Consider the following 19,277-nt stretch of genomic DNA (forward strand, 5'->3'; position numbering starts at 1 on the left):
CTATATTATACGTAAAAAATTCCAGATAAACAGTCTTTCATTTTAAACGATACTGTGATAAACTATTGATGTAAGGGCGATGTCAAAAATTGTCCTTTTTTTACTAATTTTGCCAGAAAGAAGGTATTTCCTTGGAAGATTTGAAAAAAGCTTTAAAAAAGGAACAATTAACCTGTATTGTTTCCTCTTGCGGACATATTTATAAAGAGAAAAATAAAGGTATTCTTCCTTTACTGCATTTTATTGAGCAGGGGGTGCTGCGTGAGGGCATCGTGGTAGATAAAGTCATTGGAAAAGCTGCTGCCATGTTAATGATTTATGGCGGTGTTAAAAAAGTTCATGCCTGTATGATCAGTGAACATGCTTTAACGATGTTTCGTCAACATCATATCCCAATCAGTTATGATGTACTTGTGCCTTATATTATAAATCGAAGTGGGACAGGGATGTGCCCCATGGAAGAAAGTGTATTGGCTTGTGAAGATATAGAAGAAGCTTATCATATCCTTTGTAAGAAAGCAGAAAGTATGAAAAAAGCCGGCTAATGATTATAGCCGGTTTTCATATGCTTTTGAAACTACATGAATTGCATTTTTGAAACAGATTTGTTCAACTTGTGATGCATCAAAACCTTGATGATATAATTCATCTACAAAGTTTTGTGCCTGTGTAGCATTTGATAAATCTGTAATGGCCCCATAAATATCCGCGTCATCATAAAAATCCATAAAATCAAATCCAACGGCGATATGCTCGATACCAATACATTCTTTTAATGCTTTCACATGCGCTACGAGATGAGGAATATCCTGTTCCTCTTTTTTTGTGGACACAAAGCCTGGCGCACACACAACACCGATGACACCATCTTGTGCAGCAATTGCCTGCGCCTGTTTTTTCCATAGGTTTCTTGGATGATCACATAAATCACGCAAGTTGGAATGTGTCGCAATGACCTGCCATGGGTTTGCATTCATGATATCCCAGAAAGTTTTTTCATTCGCATGGGATACATCCACAATTATATGCAGTTTGTTCATTTCATCAAGTGCTTCTTTTCCCATATCTGTTAATCCTCGTGTTATGGTTCCCTTTACACCAGTTGCCAGTGCATTTTCATCATTCCAGCAAAATGAAGCGATTCGTACACCCTGCTCATACATCCATCTGATTTTCTCTCTTGGTGCATCCTTAATGCCACACATACCTTCCACACTCATGACTGCTTTTTTATGCCCATTGTCATTTAATAAATCTTCTTTACTTAAAACAAGGTCAATATCAACACATTCTTCGATCTGTTTACGAAGGCTTTTGATCATATCCTGCATATATGTCCAGTCTTCTTTGCCTTCAAAGAAACTTGCCATTGCCACATAGGCGATTTGCCCCTGATCAAATTTTTTCGCATGGGTGTTTTTCACCACATGAAAATCTCCTTTTGTTTTTTCCTCCATGACATCGTATCCAATGTCCGCATGTAAATCAAAAAGTTTCATTACTTACCTCCATTTTTCACGGGAACATTTATGCTTTTTCTTCATATATGATATCAAAGAACTGCATCTGCTTTCCCTGTGCCATACCAGTATCATATGCTTGATCCTGTAAAATATCCATCACACCATCTATACCCGCATCATATTCGATACAGCCATAGGCTTTTTCTATGACAGAAATGGCAGTGAAAATGCCTTTATCAAATAATTCCAAAAAACTTTCATTTGAACTGATATGATCATCACAAGGATGATACCATACACGTTTTTCTTCATTTAATACATCATAACGATCATCTATCTTACTTTTTACAATATTGCCAGAAATTGCCCATGGTTTACGAATAACACCTTCGATTCCTTTTAATATTGCATATTTCACATGATTTGGATCATATAGTAATTTTTGTACATCATACCATGAATTCAAGGTTTCTCTTAGATCATGTACTTTTACCTCCACATGGTACACTTCTTTTGCGGCGGGTACATAAATACGTGAAATTGCCTTTAAAATACTTTCGTTATATTCACATATTTCATAGCTTCGATAATCTTTAATATTGATATTATGGTATTTTTCCAGCATCATGGTATCCATCATGGATTCAAAACGATGATGATATCCTGCACTGACACCTTTACAATTGCCGGTACGATAAAAGATATATGGATGAGTGGTTTTATCTAATGCCCAGTGGCATAAATGCCCAAACAGATATGCCATCATCATTTCTTTTACTTCAACATTTTTCTGTCGTTTAACTTCGCGAATAGCAACTTCATAAAAGGCATTGACTTTTCCTGCATGCATGGCACTTCCTAAACGATTCAAGGTATGACTTTTCATTGCTTCCCATGGTTTCGCATGTTGAAAGAATAAAAAATCCGGTCCATTGCTTCCAATATAATAAATCTGATGATAACGCTCGATAATATCTTCAATATCCTTTTTTGATATTTTTTTCAAGACTTCTTCTGCAAAAATTTTATGTGTGATAATATTTGGCATATGAAATTCCTCCTAGTTCTTTTATGGCTATTATATCATTCTTCAAAGGTAAGTGGCAACGTCAAAAAACGAAAAGGCGCTGTATGCACCTTTTTTAGCATTCTTTATTTTCTTGTGTTTCCAATAATGGCTTACGGTTTAATATTTCCATAAACTGCTCTCCTGTAATGGTTTCTCTTTCATACAGGAATTTCGCAAGCTCATGTAATTTGTCTTTATTTTCTTCTAATATCTTATACGCATTGGCGTAAGCTTCTTTAATCAGTTTGACAACTTCTTCATCAATCTTGGTTGCTGTTTGATCACTGCACGCAAGGGAAGCATCTCCACCCAGATATTTATTATTGATGGTTTCCAGTGCTGTCATACCGAATTCATCACTCATACCAAGTCGTGTAATCATACTACGTGCAACCTTGGTTGCCTGTTCAATATCATTGGCAGCACCACTGGTAATGGAATGGAAGATCAAGTCTTCTGCTGCACGACCACCACAATATGTAACGATCTTTGTGAACGCTTCTTCTTTGGTAATCAGATTAGATTCATCTTCTGGTACCTGCATTGTATATCCAAGGGCACCACTGGTTCTTGGCACAATCGTGATTTTGGTTACTGGCATACTATTTTTTGATTTTGCGGCTACCAGTGCATGACCAATTTCATGATAAGATACAATCAATTTTTCTTTAGTGGAAATCACTGCATTCTTACGCTGATAACCAGCGATTACCGTTTCTACAGCTTCTTCTAAATCTTTTTGAATGACCTGTGTACGGTTATCCTTTACCGCAAGCAATGCGGCTTCATTAATGATATTGGCAAGCTCTGCCCCACTGGCACCAGCTGTTGCTCTGGCGATACCTCTTAAATCTACATTCTTGCTTATACGCACATCTTTCGCATGTACGGCTAATATTGCTTCTCGTCCTGCTAAATCTGGTAATTCTACCGGTATACGACGATCAAATCTTCCAGGTCTTAATAATGCCTGATCTAAGGATTCAGGACGATTGGTTGCGGCTAAAATGATAACGCCGGTAGATCCATCAAACCCATCCATTTCCGCAAGCAGCTGATTTAATGTCTGTTCACGTTCATCATTGCCACCATATCCTGCACCGTCACGTTTTTTACCAATTGTATCCACTTCATCAATAAAGACAATACATGGCGCTTTTTCTCTGGCCTGTTTGAATAAATCACGCACACGTGCTGCCCCACGTCCTACAAACATTTCCACGAATTCTGAGCCGCTGATAGAAAAGAATGGAACATTTGCTTCTCCAGCAACCGCTTTTGCTAATAATGTTTTCCCGGTTCCTGGAGGACCTACTAATAAAGCACCTTTCGGCATCTGTGCACCGATTTTTTTATATTTTTCCGGATTCTTTAAGAATTCCACCATTTCCTGTAAAGCTTCTTTTGCTTCTTCCTGACCAGCTACATCTTCAAAAGTCTTTCCACTCTGGCTTTTTACATAGACCTTTGCATCGCTTTTTCCAAAGTTGCCAAAGCCGCCTCCACCAAAGCTCATGGAATCGCCGCCCATCTTTTCCTGCATTTTCTTAAAGGTACGATTACCCAGCCACCACAATAGTAATAATGGGGCTACGACTGTTAGAAACAGATACAGCCATGGATTCATTTCCTTGGCATGCTCTCTTGTGAAAGTAGCACCTGCCTGATGCAGTTTATCTATTAACGTTGTATCATTTTCCATGGTTTCCGTCTGATAAGCCTTTTTTTCTTCACCTTTGATGGTATAGGTAATATCTTCATCACCTATATTGACCTTATCTATTTTCTTTTCATCAATGGCAGTTAAAAACTGATCATAACTAACACTTTCCATATGTTTATCATACATATAATTACTCAAAAGGTAATTACCAACCAATATCACGATCAATATGATAAAGTAATAAAAATATAAAGGTCGCTTTTTCTTATTTGTGTTCTTCATGTTGTACACCTCCTACGATTGCCTGATTCAGCATTTGTAAACATTTTATGATATCATCCTTTTCTTGTTGTTTTAATGGTGCTAACAAGTCAAAATGGCGATGTAGATCTTTTTGCATTTCTGCCATACAGTGTTTGGATTTTTCACTAAGTGATACCATCACGATTCGCTCATCCATAGGATTTCTTCTTCTGATCAAAAGATCATGGCGTTCCATCCGTTTGATGATGGCAGATAAATTGGAATTCCCCATCTGTAAATGCTTCGCAAGTTCACTTGTACGTATCTCTCCACCATTTTCTGCGATTTCCATCATCACCTGACATTGTACCCCTGTGATTCCATATGGTTCATAATAATGATTCATGATCGTAGACAGATTACACATTATGTTTCTCAACAGGCGTATAACTACTTCATTCTCTTGCATGTTACACCTTCTTTTACCAAAATATTTCATGCGTGAAATATTTACACAAGAATAGTAATGCTAAATAAACATTTCGTCAACCTAACCATGAAAGTTTACATAATTCTATAAGTTTATCCCATAATTCACATAAACAACAAAAGCCATAACGCACTTAGGCATATTCCCAAGCGAAAACAGGCGTTTGACATAAGGTAATGTAGGGGGTGAAATTATCGCTACAGGTTATTTAAAAATTATCACAGGCATTCATCGTATTGGTCTTTATATCCCTGATGTCAATGTTCGTATCTATCGTAAACAAGCTGATATTGTAGCCTATGAAGATTTCTTTTTAACAGATGAACATGGGGAAACAATGGATATTCCCTTGTATGTGGATGAGGAAATCAAACATTATGCTGTCGAGATCACAAAGCAGGGCTATCAAAAAATACAGATAGAAAATATCGAAATCTTTGATCATATACATGCCTGCTTAAAAGTTTCCTTGCGCCCTTTGTTAAGTGATGAAACAAACATAAAGCTGAAGATTATTTCGTCTATGGAAAAAAAGCCATGTAACATGCAGCCATGGCAAATCAAGAAATTCACATTTCCGGCTTATGTTGCTTTCAAAAGAAATCATCAACGCGTGTATCTTGATGGAACATCATATCTAAAAAGCATCGCAAATGCGAACGTGAATCCTACCTGGCCTTTAGATATCCTTAAAACAACAATCAGTGAATTGTTGTTTACTACATTTCAACAAGCTGCCGCAAAGGATAGCATACAGGATCAAATTTATGTGATAGATGAAACATGCTCCTTCCTGCATGCGTCCATTCAGCTGTCTTATGATATTGTGGACAAGCTCTTAATGGATATATTAGAGAAACATCAAAATGAATGGATCCTGCCTGTAGATGATAGCTTTCATTCTTCTATTCGATCAATGGAAGATATTATCTATCATAAGCATCTAAAGATTTCTTCCATTCAAGAGTATGGCACACAGGGAAATATCATGGGGGATCTACAAACCTGCCTTTCCTTTCTTGCGAATTTTTATGAAGAACTGCCACCACTTCGTGTCACACATATCTTTGATAATGAAACCAAAGATGCGATCATTGCGTTTCAAAAATTAAGCCATACACAGGTGAGTGGCCTCCTTGATTCAACAACGCAGACAAATCTAATATCTGTCTGTACACGTATTTTAGAATTAATAGATCCTCAAAATCAACCAATGGATTATCCTGACAGCCTACAGGACATGAAAACAGTCTGTATGATACAGCGTGCAATCAATACAGTCGCTTCCATGTATCCAGCCATACCAAACATCCTTGTGGATGGTATCATGCATGATCGATGTGTAAATGCAATCAAAGTATTTCAAGAGCTATTCCAAATACATGGGGATGGCATAATTGATCAAAACACATGGAACTTGTTGTTTACCACTGCCTCCAAGATCGAAGCGGGCATCTTTACGACACAGGGAATGCCTCCTTTTCCTAAAAAACCACTAACCCTTGGCGCTAGTGGAGCCTCTGTCTTACTCATACAAAATCGCTTACAAACCATTTCTAATTTTTACTCCTCCATTCCTTTTATTGACGCTGATGCCTGCTTTGGCGTAGCAACGCATCAATGTGTCCTTGCATTTCAAGATCTTTTAGGCCTGAGAAAAGATGGTGTCGTTGATCATTTCACATGGACACTGCTTCATCAGGTATATCAGGAAGTAATACGCATTTAAAAAAACAGGTCACATGGACCTGTTTTACTGTTATAGAAAAGCTTGTATCATATCCCATACAACCGGTGCACAAAATACTGTGATCAATCCACTGACACCAATCGCTAAAGAACTCATGGCACCTTCGATATGACCAAGAGATAATGCCTTGGTTGTGCCAATTGCATGGGCACTTGTTCCAAGTGCTACTCCTTTGGCAATAGGATGATCGATATGGAAAATACGAAATACCATATCTGCGACAACTGCTCCCATAATCCCCGTTACCAGAATCGTTAATACGCTTACTGCCTCAATACCGCCAAGCTGTGCGCTTAATTCAATTCCAATTGGTGTAGTAATGGATTTTGGCATGATACTGGCAATAATTTCACGATCAAAGCCCATAAGCATACTACATAACAAAGTAGAAGTTAAGCCACAGACAACTCCTGCACAGATGCCAATCATGATTGGCGCAAAATAGTATTTCAGATTATGTGCCTGACGATATAATGGGATTGCCAATACTACCGTTGCTGGTCCTAAAAACATATTGATCATATTTCCACCCACCTGATAAGATGATAAAGGAATATCACAAAGCAATAGTAAAACGATAATCATTGTAATTGCCAGCAATAAAGGATTCAATACCAATAATTTGGTTTTCTTCTGAATCCACAGACCAATTTCAAAAGCCACTAAGGATAACAGAATGCCAAACATTGGCGAAGTAAATAACGCCTTCATTTAATCACGCTTCCTTTCCATCAGCTTTTGTATACAAAATCCACTGCACCCCATGGTAAGAATCGTTGTGATCAAACATACCAAAAGGATTTGAAACCAGATGCTTTGGATATGCATAAAATTCGCCATTAGCGCAACCCCAGCGGGAATAAAGAAAAATGGCAGGTGCGCAAGTAAAAAATCAGCAGTATCTTCCACTGAAGATAATGGCAGTATATGTAACTGTAAAGCACAAAACAATAAGATCATACCTACAAGTGAGCCTGGTAATGGTAAATGAAACAAGGTAGATATCCATTCTCCTCCATAGTAAAAGCCAAAAACGATAATCAACTGACGAAAATATTTCATCGTTTCTTCATTCCTTTACGCTCATTCCCCTTTTTCGCATATGGCTTCTGACCATATCGCTTACCTTGATCACGTCTGGATGGAAAATGCCCTGGTTTCTGATATGGAATCAGACATTTAGGCCCATTGCCCACCAGATCCATACGACCAGCTGTTTTTAATGCTTTATATACTAAATCATAATTTTGAGGATAAGTAAACTGCATCAATGCTCTTTGCATGGCTTTTTCTTCATGTGTTCTTGCCACATAGACCGGTTTCATTGTTTTAGGATCAAGTCCAGTATAATACATGCAAGTCGCCGGTGTTCCCGGCGTTGGATAGAAATCCTGTACCTGTTTTGGGGTATGATGAATTTTTTTCAGGTAGCACGCTAATTCAATCGCACCATTTAAATCACATCCTGGATGGGAACTCATCAGATATGGCACGATATATTGATCCTTATGGAACTGTTCATTCTTCTGTTTAAATTTTTCAACGAATTTCAAATACAATTCTTTACGTGGTTTTCCCATTTTATCCAATACTTCCGCACTGATATGTTCAGGGGCAACCTTTAACTGTCCACTGATATGATGCTGTACCAGTTCATCAAAGAACTCATCATTTTTATCATACATCAGATAATCATAACGAATACCTGAACGAATAAATACTTTCTTCACCCTAGGCAGCTCTCTTACAGCACGAAGGATATCCAAATAACGGCTATGATCAACAATCAGGTTATTACATGGTTTCGGGAATAAACATTCTCTGCTTTTACATGCGCCAAATTCTCTTTGTTTGTCACATGCCTCTCTTGAGAAATTGGCAGTAGGCCCTCCCACATCATGAATATATCCCTTAAAGTTAGGCATTTCCGTAATCCGTTTTGCTTCCTCCACAATACTTTCCTTACTTCTGGTAGAAATGACTCTACCTTGATGATGGGTAATTGCACAGAAGGCACAAGATCCAAAACAGCCTCGATTTGATACAATGGAAAACTGTACTTCTTCAATTGCTGGTATGTATTTATATTTAGGATGATACGTTCTTTCATATGGCAGTGAATACGTAAAGTCCATTTCTTCCTGTGTCAATGGAAGTGGTGGTTGATTTTGTACCACATACCATCCATCATATGGTTCTACCAATACCTTTGCTGCAATCGCATCAATATTTTCATGCTGGATATGAAAGCTTTTCGCATACGTACGCTTATCTTTACATACTTCCTCATAACTTGGCAGCATGATATAATCTGATACATATTCAATGGATTTTGTTTTCCATACGGTACCTCTGATATAACAAATATCCTTTGCCTCTAATCCACTTGCCAAAGCATCTGCGACTTCCACGATGGTGTTTTCTCCCATGCCATACATCAATAAATCGGCTTGAGAATCCATTAAAATACTTCTTCTTACTTTATCATCCCAATAATCATAATGAGATAAACGTCGCAAGCTGGCCTCGATTCCACCAATCATAACCGGCTTATGCGGATATAAACGTTTCAATATCTGTGTATATACAATGGTAGGACGATCTGGTCGTTTTCCCATAACCCCCTCATCACTGTAGTAATCTTTATCACGTCGTCTTTTATTAACAGAATAATGATTCACCATAGAATCAATATTTCCAGCAGATACCAAAAAGCCAAGTCTTGGTTCTCCAAATTGTGTAAATTCATCGTCGTTATGCCAGTCAGGCTGTGCAAGAATGGCACAGCTATATCCATATGCCTGCAAGACTCTGGTGATAATTGCACATCCAAAGCTTGGATGATCCACATACGCATCCCCACTCACATATACAAAATCCACCTGTTCATAGCCCTGTTGCAGCATTTCTTCTCTTGTTGTAGGTAAAAAAGCCATATTCTCAACTCCAATCAGTATTAGTTTACCATAAGTTTGCCATTTGAAAAAGAAAAAAGAAAAAGGAACGCATGAGGAAATACGTTCCAATTTAAGAAGTCAGATAATCTTGTTGGTTGTAAAGTTATGAAAGGTTTAAAGAGGATTACATTTTGAGAAAGGAATGTTTATGCAAGCTCTCATGTTAGTTAAATCTAACTTCAAACATACTATATACCAAAAGTTAGCCTTTGTCAACAATTTATATTAATTTCTTAAAATATTTTCTGGCTGATTCTTGCGAAAGAATATAACGCTATATATCATCGTTACCAAAACAACAATAACAAATAAGATCACATAGAAAATCAATTGTGCGATTCCATCAATTTCTAATTTCATAAGTCCACTAACTGATAAAACCATCCACACGATGCCACTGACAATCATCGAAATAATCAAGGACAACAAAATCTTTCCTACAATTTCCATCAATGATAATTTATGCAAATCACGATGAGCCAGCCCATTTACGCTCAATAATGCAAATTCTCGCTTCCGTTTATAGAAATAATTGATCTGTAAAGCACTCAACATCAAAATGAATACAATCAAAAAACCACCTAACACAAGAAAACGTAAGTTCTGCGTTGTATGTGCTAAAGTATTTAATGCATCCAGATTGACCTGTCCTTCATTTACCCCAAACCCTAAAGCTTTTGCCTCATCTTTATCCTTCATTAACGACTGTAAATTATTTGAACATAAAATATATCCTCGTGTATCCTTTTGTGAGCTATACTTTTGATACAATGCATCGATTTCTTTATAATACATATAAATAAAACTTTTCTCATCTTTTAAGTATGGACAATGAATATTTTTATCCAATACCCCTTTCACAAGGAAGCTTTTTTCAAAGGGATGCCCCATATCTTCCCCATCTTGAATATCAAATACCACACCACTTGCGTCAAATTGATTATCCACAAATGCCATATCTTTCATATCCACATACAGCTGATGAGAAAAATACACACCCTGATTATCCCCTAAATCCATTTTTCTTAACATCTTATCACTAAAATCCTGTCCATCAAAATAAGGAACCACACTTACCCACATACCATTCACAGAAATCATCATCTTATGATATGGATATAGACTATCCCCATCTTCCAGCTTCAGCTTTTCCATGTCCTTCATCACAGGTAATTCCCCATTCATATACATCTGACTCTTATCATCAGTGATAAACAACTGTTTATCCGTCAGTCTTTCCAATGCCTCATAACTGGATTTCGCATGTGCGTCAATAAAGCCAAGCGATAAGGTAGATGCCATCATACACAAAATCATGGCAGTAATCATCATAACATTCAAACTTTTATATTTTTGAAAGAAATAACGGATATAGTTTGTGAAAAAAGATAAAGAAAGCTTCTGTTTGTCATCTTTCCATGTAATACTTGTCCCCTGATACTGCTTTTCACATATCAGTTTTTTCTCTTTAATTGAATAAATCTGATCTGCATATTCCTTGGCTAGTGCACTATGGCTTGCCATCACGATGCACTTACCTTCTTCATGTGCTAACTGTTTCAATACTTCCAATACGATTGTTTCATTCTTTTTATCTAGGGCACTCGTTGGTTCATCTAGTATCAATACTTCCGGATCTTTACATAATGCGCAAGCAATTGCTAATCGCTGCCGTTCTCCACCAGATAATGTTTCAATACTTTGATGCATTGGAACCTGTAAATGCACAAGCGACAACAAATGCAAATAAGCTTCCTCACTTTTTTCCTTCCCCGCAAAAGAAGCATACAACTTCAAATTTCCTAATACATCATATTGTTCATAAAGACTGGCATCCTGCATTACATATCCAAAATGCAATCTTCGATATTGACTCTTACATTTTTCATCTCTTAAATCAATCGTTTTTCCATTGATTTCATACCCATAATCGCATTGATCAGATATCATTCCAACACGATATAATAATGTACTCTTCCCTGTACCACTCAATCCGGTAATTAATGTCAGTGTTTTATCTGGTATTTGCATACTGCCATTTTCTAATAACACCCGATCATAACTTATCTCTATATTATTTAACTTAATCATCCATCTCTTCCTCCCCGGCAATTGCCCTTAAACAACATATTACATCACTCACAAAATACCCATCATCTTCTTCTACCAATAAACTGCCCATATATAACTCAGCAATTTTTCTTGTATTATCCAATCCATGTCCATGATGTTTTATATCTTCTTTCTTTGTTTTCAGATCAGGATTATCCTGTAACACACTTTGATCTATCGTATTTTTAATGACTACACGCAAAGCATTTTGTACAATCCATGCTTTCATAACAATTCGCTTTTCCCCACTACAATTTTCTATCGCATTATCCATCAAATTAGATAAGATACGATATAAATCCATCTCCTCCATCGCAAGCGTTTCAGGTACACGTATATCATAATCAAATTGAATTTTCAAATCTTCCATCTTTGCGATACGCTCATTTAACACCATATTGAATATCGTCTGATTACTAAAACGATAATACTTCCATGTATTTACCTCATCTACTCTCTCTTTTAATACTTTTATTAACGTTTCGATATCCCCTTGTTCCACCAGTTGATACATATAGGAATATCGATATTTTTCATCATGCCTAGATTTTCTGATTGCTTCTTCTAATTCCTGCATCTGTTTATATGCTTCCATATCATTATGAAACAAAGCAAGTTTCAACTTATCATCATACTTTTCTTTACTGCTTTTTTGTAAATTATAAAACATGATGAGTACCATAAAGGCAGTAATCATATTGATAAATATCATAAACATTGTATATTCAAGACGAATACTTTGATTTATCAAAACAGAAAACAAGATATTAAATGAAAACAGTATGCCATAACTTAATACAATCATTGGCCACCATTCTTTAAAACGATAGTCTGAAAATTTAATAATGGAATCTCTATAATGGTAAATCAGAATACCTAAAATTAAAAATACACTTTTCGTAAGACACGCAACTAAAACATAATATTCAGATAATATAGTAATAGCTGGTCGTCTTAAAACAAATGAGATCATAAAAACACTTACTGTCACAATCACGTTATTGATGATGGATGGAACAATGGATATCATTAATATATATGATTTTCGATTATATGAGAAAATCGACGATAACACGCATATCATCAATATCGTAAGCGGTTCAAGTAAAATATCATAAGCCTCTAAATGATTAGAAACCAGGGTTAAAACAGTTAATGTTCCCCATAGCAATAAGAAGAATGGGCATTCTTTTTTTGCTTTTATATTAATTAAGCTAAACGTAATAAATGCATATATTGCATTTTCTATGATTGTTATTCCTATGTCAAACATGTACTCCCCTCACTTTTTTAATCATTTATTCATTTTTTTAATTCTATTACCATTGGTATGATTGCTTCAAATATCAATGATAAACATAAAATAATCACTACCATTTTCACACTGTATACGGTATATCCTATATGCAACACATTTAATAAAAACATGAATAACGTATATACAATCATTGCAATGATTGCCACAAAGAAACTTTCTCCTATATATCTCTTTCGTTTCATATGTTTTATTTCTTTCTCATGAAATCCAATATTCTTAAAGTATTTATCAATTTCCTGTTCAGATTTTCGATTATTATATTTCATTACAGTATACATAAAGAAAACTATGATCAAAATAATGATTGCAGATATTCTGATGGCTATTTGCATATCTTTCGTATTTTGACGAATCGCTCCATAGTTTGCATATCCGCTTTCCACATCAAGTCCTAATTCATTAATCGAATGGATTACTTCTCCCATATTGCCAATATTATCTACCATAACTGAATAACCAGTTGGCTTCCATGGGGATTCCTTAACTATATGCACTACTTTATCTTTTTCATCATCAGGACAATCATTAATGTAATATTTTTTATATTCAGTATCCATTCCATAGATTGTTCTTTCTGTATCATCCTTGTACTGATTGATATACTTTTCTATGATATCCCTGTTCATATAGATCACATCTTGAGAATTATTTGTTACTCCCATATTTGAATTTTTTAATACCCCTGCAATGGGTAAAGTCACCTTTATCATCTTAATATTAGGGTAATGTAAATAGATGGTATCTTCCTCTTTAGAATATGTCCATGTTTTCCCATAAGCATCATTAACAGCTACTGCTAAACTAAATGATAGTTTCTTATCCTTTAAATCTTTGATATTTATCCCAAATCTTTGCGCAAAGTCTTTTGACAAATAAACACCATCATCCTGGAATTTCATTTCAATATCAGAATCATAATCTTTATTATTTAAATAAGAACATAACGTTACAACAGAAAGTGAACCTGTATAATCAACTTTTTTTAATTCTTTTCCATCTTCAAGCAATATAAAAGGTTCAGCTTTATAATCATAGGAAGAAAAACGTTTATCTGTCACTGGAAAAAGCATTTGTGTAGATAAATCAATGTCATATCTCCACTCAACATCAGTTACATGCGATAATTGTTTGATTTTAGACAATTCATCATCACTAATCAAATCATTAGAACCTCCAAAATCATATTCAACAAATCCTTGTCTGTCTACACCTTTATACACCAACAATTCATTAGAGGCTACATCATTCATCTGTTGCGTTTGAACTGAATATGCTATATTATTAAATTCAAAACTTAAAGCTGAAAACCCTATGCAAAATATTGTAAGCATAGCCATGATTCGGTGATATAACTTTTGATGTTTCTTCATCTTACGAAAATAATAATTGATACCTTCTAAATGTTTCTTTGTCACATGTTGTGTTTCATTAATTTTTGATTCTTTTTTACTATTATCTTTTATCTGGTGCAATTCTTGATTTCTTATCTCATATACAACATCACTTTTTTCTATTAGATGACTGTCATGTGTAGAATATAATACGATATTTCCTTGATCTGCATATTCTTTTAATGCTTGAATCACTTGATCACGATGATACTCATCTAATGATGATGTTGGCTCATCTAATATTAAGATATCTGGTTTATGAATCATTGCCAATAGTATTGCGCAACGTATCTGTTCTCCACCTGATAATTGATCTGGATATTTTTCTAATAATGCTTTTAATTCTAATGATGATATCCAATTTTGTATTTCCTCATCTTCTTTTATTCCATATAACTCTTTTATCATTTCTATATGAAGTTTTATGGTTAAATCTTTTAAAAATTCTGGTTGTTGATGAACGATTCCCATATGTTCAAAGATAAATGCTTGCTGTTCTTCTTTTGTAGCTTTTGCATAATCTTTATCCTGATACATAAAGCTTTCTAAAAACTCATTTTCAAAGATAATGGAATCAATGATTGTGGATTTCCCACTACCACTTTCTCCAATCAAAGCAGTTAAATTTCCAGATAACAATTCTAATTTTGCTTTTTTCACTATGATATCGGAATGAAATTGAATATCTTTTAATTTCACAATCATTGCTTCCATCCTCCTTTTTTTATTTTTTAGTTTCTATTAACATTGGTATGATTGCTTCAAATATCAATGATAAACATAAAATAATTACTACCATTTTCAAACTGTATACGGTATATCCTATATGCAATGCATTTAATATAAACATCAAAGCTGTAAATATGATTACTGAAAGAATTGCTACAAAGATACTTTCCTCAATATATTTTTTACGCTTAATTTTCTTTATTTCTTTCTTATGAAACCCTATATTCTTGAAATAATCATTTATTTCTTGTTCTGCTTTTCGATTGTTATATTTCATCACGATATACATCAAAAAGATGATAACACTTAAAATTACTGATCCAATTCTAATGGCTGTTTGCATATCTTTCGTGTTTTGACGCATAGCGCCATAATTCATATATCCATTTTCTACATCTAATCCTATCTCATTGATTGCATGTATCACATCTCCCATATGACTTATATCATCTACGATTACTGAGTATCCAGTAGGTGCCCATGGTGTTTCTTTCACTTCATGAATTACCTTGTCTTTTTCATCATCTGGACAATCATTGATATAATATTTTTTATATTCCGTATCCATACCATAAATAGTTCTAACTGTGTCATCTTTATATTGGTTGATATACTTTTCTATGATATCTCTATCCATGTAAACTACATCCTGATAATCATTGGTAATTCCCATATTTGCGTATTCTAATATACCAGCTATTGGTAATGTTATTTTCACTTTAGTTGTATTAGGAAGATGTAAAAACATTTCTTCATTATCATTCGTTATCCAAACTTTTCCATAAGCATCGCTCGTTGGTACTGTATAATAAAAACTGATTTCTTTTCCTTTGAGATTTTCTACATTTGAATCAATTTTCTGGGCAAACCACATAGATATATATACACCATCGTTTTGAAATTTATATTTAATATCATTATCATAATTCCAATCTTTTATATAAGAACAAACATACAAAGAATCTATTTTTTGATTTCCTTTTTCTTTAGGCCCTAGCTTCTTAATTATGCTTTTATTTTCTTGTATTTCAATAGGATCCGCTCTATAGTCTGCATCAGAAAATCTACGATCTGTAACAGGAAGTAAAGCACTATTGAAAATCTCTGTATCATATCGCCACTCAAAATGCTTTATATGGTCTATCCGTTTTATTTTTTCTATTTCCTCTGTAGTGATTAATTCATTTGCACCACCAAACTCATAAAATTTTTCTCCTTGTCGATCTACGCCTTTATAAACCAACAATTCATTAGAGGCTATATCATTCATTTGTTGTGTCTGAACTGCATACGCAATATTATTAAATTCAAAGCCAAAAGCTGTAAATCCTATACAGAATATTGTTAGCATAGCCATGATTCGATGATATAATTTTTGATGTTTCTTCATCTTACGAAAATAATAATTGATGCCTTCCAAATGTTTCTTTGTCACATGTTGTGTTTCATTATTTTCTGTTTCTTTTTTATTGTCATCTTTTATTTGATACAGTTCTTGATTTTTTATCTCATATACAACATCACTTTTTTCTATCAGATGACTGTCATGAGTAGAATATAATACGATATTTCCTTGATTTGCATATTCTTTCAACACTTGAATCACTTGATCACGATGATACTCATCTAACGATGATGTTGGTTCATCTAATATTAAGATATCTGGTTTATGAATTAATGCCAATAGTAAAGCACAACGTATCTGTTCTCCACCTGATAATTGATCTGGATATTTTTCTAATAATACTTTTAATTCTAATGATGATATCCAGTCTTGTATTTCTTCATCTTCTTTTATTCCATACAACTCTTTTATCATTTCTATATGAAGTTTTATGGTTAAATCTTTTAGAAATTCTGGTTGTTGATGAACGATTCCCATATGTTCAAATATAAAAGATTGTTGTTCTTCTTTTGTAGCTTTTGCATAATCTTTTTCTTGATATACAAAGCTTTCTAAAAACTCATTTTCAAAGGTGATGGAATCAATGATTGTGGATTTTCCACTGCCACTTTCTCCAATCAACGCTACTAGGTTTCCAGTATCAAGCAAAAAACTAGTTTTTTTTAAGACGATATAAGTATCAAAAATCACATTTTTTATTTTTAATTTCATTAAAACCACCTCCAAAAAAAGTCAAGAAGAGTGTAAAACACTCTTCTTGCATCAATATACTTTGCTTCCGTTGAAATAATAATCAACATTTGCACTACCAGATCCGTATGCGTAACTATACAAGGTAATACTCAATGTATATTTATATTGAGCTTTTGAATCTGACGTGTACAGTTCTTTACTATTAGAGACACAGCTTTTTGTACCTGATACTGAACTATAGCCAACGCTATATGTATCCCATTTAGAATTTCCTGTAGTATGACGTGTTGTAGTAGCCTTAACACTTCCTGAACCAATAGCAGTATTAATACCTACAGTCTTAGTACATGAATAATCAGCTGCATTTACTGTAACTCCAGCACCTGCTCCTAAAATTGTTAAACATAAGGCAGGAACAGCAAACTTTTTAATCTTCTTTTTAAATGAAATCATAATCTTTTCTCCTTCAGCCCCTTAGGCTCTTCAAATTGGTAAATGCCATAATGAGAAACAAGAGAGTGTGCAACTACAGCTTGTCTATAAGCTAATACAGTGATCATTTTTAAAATCATTCTTTTGAACATAAACAACCTCCCCATATGTTAGTAAACATGCATTTGCCAGTAGACAATACCAAACAGTGTAGGATAACCCTTTATCAAACAAATGAGCTAGATATAAGGCAATCCCAAATACGACTACTAATAATTTTGATTTTTTTGAAAAAGATTTTTTCTCAATTCGTGTTAAAGGTTTTAATGGATGCTGAACAGGTGCATATATCCATATGGTGAAGCTAGCTATTATATACATCATGAATGCGACCCAAACATTAATATCTATATACCTTAATAACATATATATCAGAAAAATCATAAGATATGTACACTGGCATTTTAGATAAGTTGTGCAATGATATCCACCTACATGAACCCTTAATACAGTAAACAAAATCAAATAGCAGAGCGTATAAGGAAGAATGTCACATATAATTCCTACTAGAATAACCTGGCCAAAGCTCATCATTGTAGATATACATAAGACAAAACCAAACTGATATATTTCTAAATCATTCTGAATAATTCCATTTCGATTCAGATAATCTGTTATTGCTTGTGCCCAATGCAAAATCAATGTAACCACTTCCTTTCAGCACCATTTTATACACTTTATGCAATATTTCAACCCTTTAGGGATGTTTGGTCGCATAAGAGGGATAACTGGTTAGCGATAGCTTAAACATCTTAGATATTCTTGATAAGCATTGGACACGTTTTCTTTTTTTCTTCTGCTGATTTCTATGCTAGTTCCATCATCCATCAAAAATGATGCATCCTGTTGTAACATCACAATATGCGCAAAATTCACAATAACAGAATTGTTGATTTTATAGAATCCAAATAATCCTTGTTCTTCAATTTGTTTTAATGTTATATGAACTTTTAATAGGGATTGATCTTTCAGTTTTATTTCGCAGGTGTTATGAAGTTTGGTAAAATACAAAATTTCTTTCGCTGGCATACTTAAGTGTTTCCCATTTTTCGTGTAATTGAAAATAGCCTGATTATTTTTCAATAAAGGAATCAAATCATCCATACAAAGCTTTAATTCTATTGCCAGTTTATCTTTTCTGATGAAATAGAAAGGATGTACCGTGAAACAATCATTGATATATTCGTTATGATAGCTAACAAATATGATTGGAATGATTTTATCTTTTTTGCGTATTTGTTGTGCCAGAACAATACCACTTTCTTCTTTCATATCGATATCTAAGAAAATCGCATCAAATGATAGACAGCATTCGAGAAAGGGCTGTATATGTTCAAAAGTTTCATAAGTTACATTTGCGTATTTTGATAATTCTTGTTTGATTTTCATAACATCCTCAATATGATCTTCTACAACAGCCAAATGCATAGGATTCCTCCTTTCACATGTTTCTTTAAAAATTATCTTCCTTATTATTCTAACATTTTCTAGTGGTATATACC

Annotated in this window: 16 protein-coding genes; 2 read left to right on the forward strand and 14 right to left on the reverse strand. The window is 34.3% G+C overall.

Annotation, left to right across the window (positions count from 1 at the left end; genetic code table 11):
• Window positions 1–131: 131 nt before the first annotated feature.
• Entirely contained in the window at window positions 132–545 is a 414-nt protein-coding gene (locus tag DW114_RS12545) for a DUF1893 domain-containing protein (protein WP_117454104.1), read from the forward strand.
• Window positions 546–548: 3 nt separating this feature from the next.
• On the opposite strand, the gene DW114_RS12550 is transcribed toward DW114_RS12545, so the two are convergent.
• From DW114_RS12550 to DW114_RS12565, 4 genes are all read right to left on the reverse strand, one after another.
• The gene (locus tag DW114_RS12550; protein ID WP_117454105.1) at window positions 549–1,499 is read right to left on the reverse strand and encodes a dipeptidase; all 951 of its coding nucleotides are present in this window, start codon (window positions 1,497–1,499) and stop codon (window positions 549–551) included.
• Between the two features lie 28 nt (window positions 1,500–1,527).
• Entirely contained in the window at window positions 1,528–2,511 is a 984-nt protein-coding gene (locus DW114_RS12555; protein ID WP_117454106.1) for a zinc dependent phospholipase C family protein, read from the reverse strand.
• A 94-nt stretch (window positions 2,512–2,605) separates the two neighbouring features.
• The gene (gene ftsH, locus DW114_RS12560) at window positions 2,606–4,477 is read right to left on the reverse strand and encodes an ATP-dependent zinc metalloprotease FtsH (RefSeq protein WP_117454107.1); all 1,872 of its coding nucleotides are present in this window, start codon (window positions 4,475–4,477) and stop codon (window positions 2,606–2,608) included.
• Window positions 4,461–4,907, reverse strand: a complete 447-nt coding sequence (locus DW114_RS12565; RefSeq protein WP_158552259.1) for a MarR family winged helix-turn-helix transcriptional regulator — start codon at window positions 4,905–4,907, stop codon at window positions 4,461–4,463. Before DW114_RS12565 ends, ftsH begins: the two co-directional genes overlap by 17 nt.
• 358 nt (window positions 4,908–5,265) lie before the next feature.
• Here DW114_RS12565 and DW114_RS12570 point away from each other — a divergent pair, with 358 nt between their 5' ends.
• Window positions 5,266–6,657 carry a peptidoglycan-binding protein gene (locus DW114_RS12570; protein ID WP_117454109.1) on the forward strand — a complete coding sequence of 464 codons (1,392 nt, stop codon included), beginning with the start codon at window positions 5,266–5,268 and terminating at the stop codon, window positions 6,655–6,657.
• A gap of 30 nt (window positions 6,658–6,687) precedes the next feature.
• Here DW114_RS12570 and DW114_RS12575 read toward each other — a convergent pair whose 3' ends face one another.
• From DW114_RS12575 to DW114_RS12620, 10 genes are all read right to left on the reverse strand, one after another.
• The gene (locus tag DW114_RS12575; protein WP_117454110.1) at window positions 6,688–7,389 is read right to left on the reverse strand and encodes an LrgB family protein; all 702 of its coding nucleotides are present in this window, start codon (window positions 7,387–7,389) and stop codon (window positions 6,688–6,690) included.
• Window positions 7,390–7,740 carry a CidA/LrgA family protein gene (locus tag DW114_RS12580; RefSeq protein ID WP_117454111.1) on the reverse strand — a complete coding sequence of 117 codons (351 nt, stop codon included), beginning with the start codon at window positions 7,738–7,740 and terminating at the stop codon, window positions 7,390–7,392. It lies immediately after the preceding gene.
• Complete coding sequence (locus tag DW114_RS12585; RefSeq protein WP_117454112.1) at window positions 7,737–9,614, reverse strand: YgiQ family radical SAM protein; 1,878 nt, start codon at window positions 9,612–9,614, stop codon at window positions 7,737–7,739. The genes DW114_RS12580 and DW114_RS12585 overlap by 4 nt, the downstream gene beginning before the upstream one ends.
• Window positions 9,615–9,860: 246 nt before the next feature.
• Window positions 9,861–11,726 (reverse strand): ATP-binding cassette domain-containing protein, encoded by a 1,866-nt coding sequence (locus tag DW114_RS12590; RefSeq protein ID WP_117454113.1) that lies wholly within the window; start codon window positions 11,724–11,726, stop codon window positions 9,861–9,863.
• The gene (locus DW114_RS12595; protein WP_117454114.1) at window positions 11,719–13,020 is read right to left on the reverse strand and encodes a GHKL domain-containing protein; all 1,302 of its coding nucleotides are present in this window, start codon (window positions 13,018–13,020) and stop codon (window positions 11,719–11,721) included. The genes DW114_RS12590 and DW114_RS12595 overlap by 8 nt, the downstream gene beginning before the upstream one ends.
• Before the next feature lie 29 nt (window positions 13,021–13,049).
• Window positions 13,050–15,161, reverse strand: coding sequence for an ATP-binding cassette domain-containing protein (locus tag DW114_RS12600; protein ID WP_158552260.1), 2,112 nt, complete (start codon window positions 15,159–15,161; stop codon window positions 13,050–13,052).
• Window positions 15,162–15,180: 19 nt separating this feature from the next.
• Window positions 15,181–17,301 (reverse strand): ATP-binding cassette domain-containing protein, encoded by a 2,121-nt coding sequence (locus DW114_RS12605; protein WP_117454116.1) that lies wholly within the window; start codon window positions 17,299–17,301, stop codon window positions 15,181–15,183.
• Between the two features lie 51 nt (window positions 17,302–17,352).
• A complete protein-coding gene (locus DW114_RS12610) occupies window positions 17,353–17,736 on the reverse strand; it encodes a hypothetical protein (protein ID WP_117454117.1) in 384 nt (127 codons plus the stop codon).
• Window positions 17,737–17,820: 84 nt separating this feature from the next.
• Window positions 17,821–18,417, reverse strand: coding sequence for an accessory gene regulator ArgB-like protein (locus DW114_RS12615; RefSeq protein WP_158552261.1), 597 nt, complete (start codon window positions 18,415–18,417; stop codon window positions 17,821–17,823).
• A gap of 90 nt (window positions 18,418–18,507) precedes the next feature.
• The gene (locus tag DW114_RS12620; RefSeq protein ID WP_117454119.1) at window positions 18,508–19,203 is read right to left on the reverse strand and encodes a LytR/AlgR family response regulator transcription factor; all 696 of its coding nucleotides are present in this window, start codon (window positions 19,201–19,203) and stop codon (window positions 18,508–18,510) included.
• Between the last annotated feature and the right edge of the window lie 74 nt (window positions 19,204–19,277).

It is taken from the genome of Absiella sp. AM09-50, from assembly GCF_003433845.1.
GTDB lineage: Bacteria > Bacillota_I > Bacilli_A > Erysipelotrichales > Erysipelotrichaceae > Hoskinsella > Hoskinsella hominis.

What these genes read in the sequence shown, in the direction of transcription:
- DW114_RS12550 (WP_117454105.1), bottom strand. Translation starts at nt 1,499, where the DNA reads ATGAAACTTTTTGATTTACATGCGGACATTGGATACGATGTCATGGAG.
- DW114_RS12555 (WP_117454106.1), bottom strand. Translation starts at nt 2,511, where the DNA reads ATGCCAAATATTATCACACATAAAATTTTTGCAGAAGAAGTCTTGAAA.
- ftsH (WP_117454107.1), bottom strand. Translation starts at nt 4,477, where the DNA reads ATGAAGAACACAAATAAGAAAAAGCGACCTTTATATTTTTATTACTTT.
- DW114_RS12565 (WP_158552259.1), bottom strand. Translation starts at nt 4,907, where the DNA reads ATGCAAGAGAATGAAGTAGTTATACGCCTGTTGAGAAACATAATGTGT.
- DW114_RS12570 (WP_117454109.1), top strand. Translation starts at nt 5,266, where the DNA reads ATGGATATTCCCTTGTATGTGGATGAGGAAATCAAACATTATGCTGTC.
- DW114_RS12575 (WP_117454110.1), bottom strand. Translation starts at nt 7,389, where the DNA reads ATGAAGGCGTTATTTACTTCGCCAATGTTTGGCATTCTGTTATCCTTA.
- DW114_RS12580 (WP_117454111.1), bottom strand. Translation starts at nt 7,740, where the DNA reads ATGAAATATTTTCGTCAGTTGATTATCGTTTTTGGCTTTTACTATGGA.
- DW114_RS12585 (WP_117454112.1), bottom strand. Translation starts at nt 9,614, where the DNA reads ATGGCTTTTTTACCTACAACAAGAGAAGAAATGCTGCAACAGGGCTAT.
- DW114_RS12590 (WP_117454113.1), bottom strand. Translation starts at nt 11,726, where the DNA reads ATGATTAAGTTAAATAATATAGAGATAAGTTATGATCGGGTGTTATTA.
- DW114_RS12595 (WP_117454114.1), bottom strand. Translation starts at nt 13,020, where the DNA reads ATGTTTGACATAGGAATAACAATCATAGAAAATGCAATATATGCATTT.
- DW114_RS12600 (WP_158552260.1), bottom strand. Translation starts at nt 15,161, where the DNA reads ATGATTGTGAAATTAAAAGATATTCAATTTCATTCCGATATCATAGTG.
- DW114_RS12605 (WP_117454116.1), bottom strand. Translation starts at nt 17,301, where the DNA reads ATGAAATTAAAAATAAAAAATGTGATTTTTGATACTTATATCGTCTTA.
- DW114_RS12610 (WP_117454117.1), bottom strand. Translation starts at nt 17,736, where the DNA reads ATGATTTCATTTAAAAAGAAGATTAAAAAGTTTGCTGTTCCTGCCTTA.
- DW114_RS12620 (WP_117454119.1), bottom strand. Translation starts at nt 19,203, where the DNA reads ATGCATTTGGCTGTTGTAGAAGATCATATTGAGGATGTTATGAAAATC.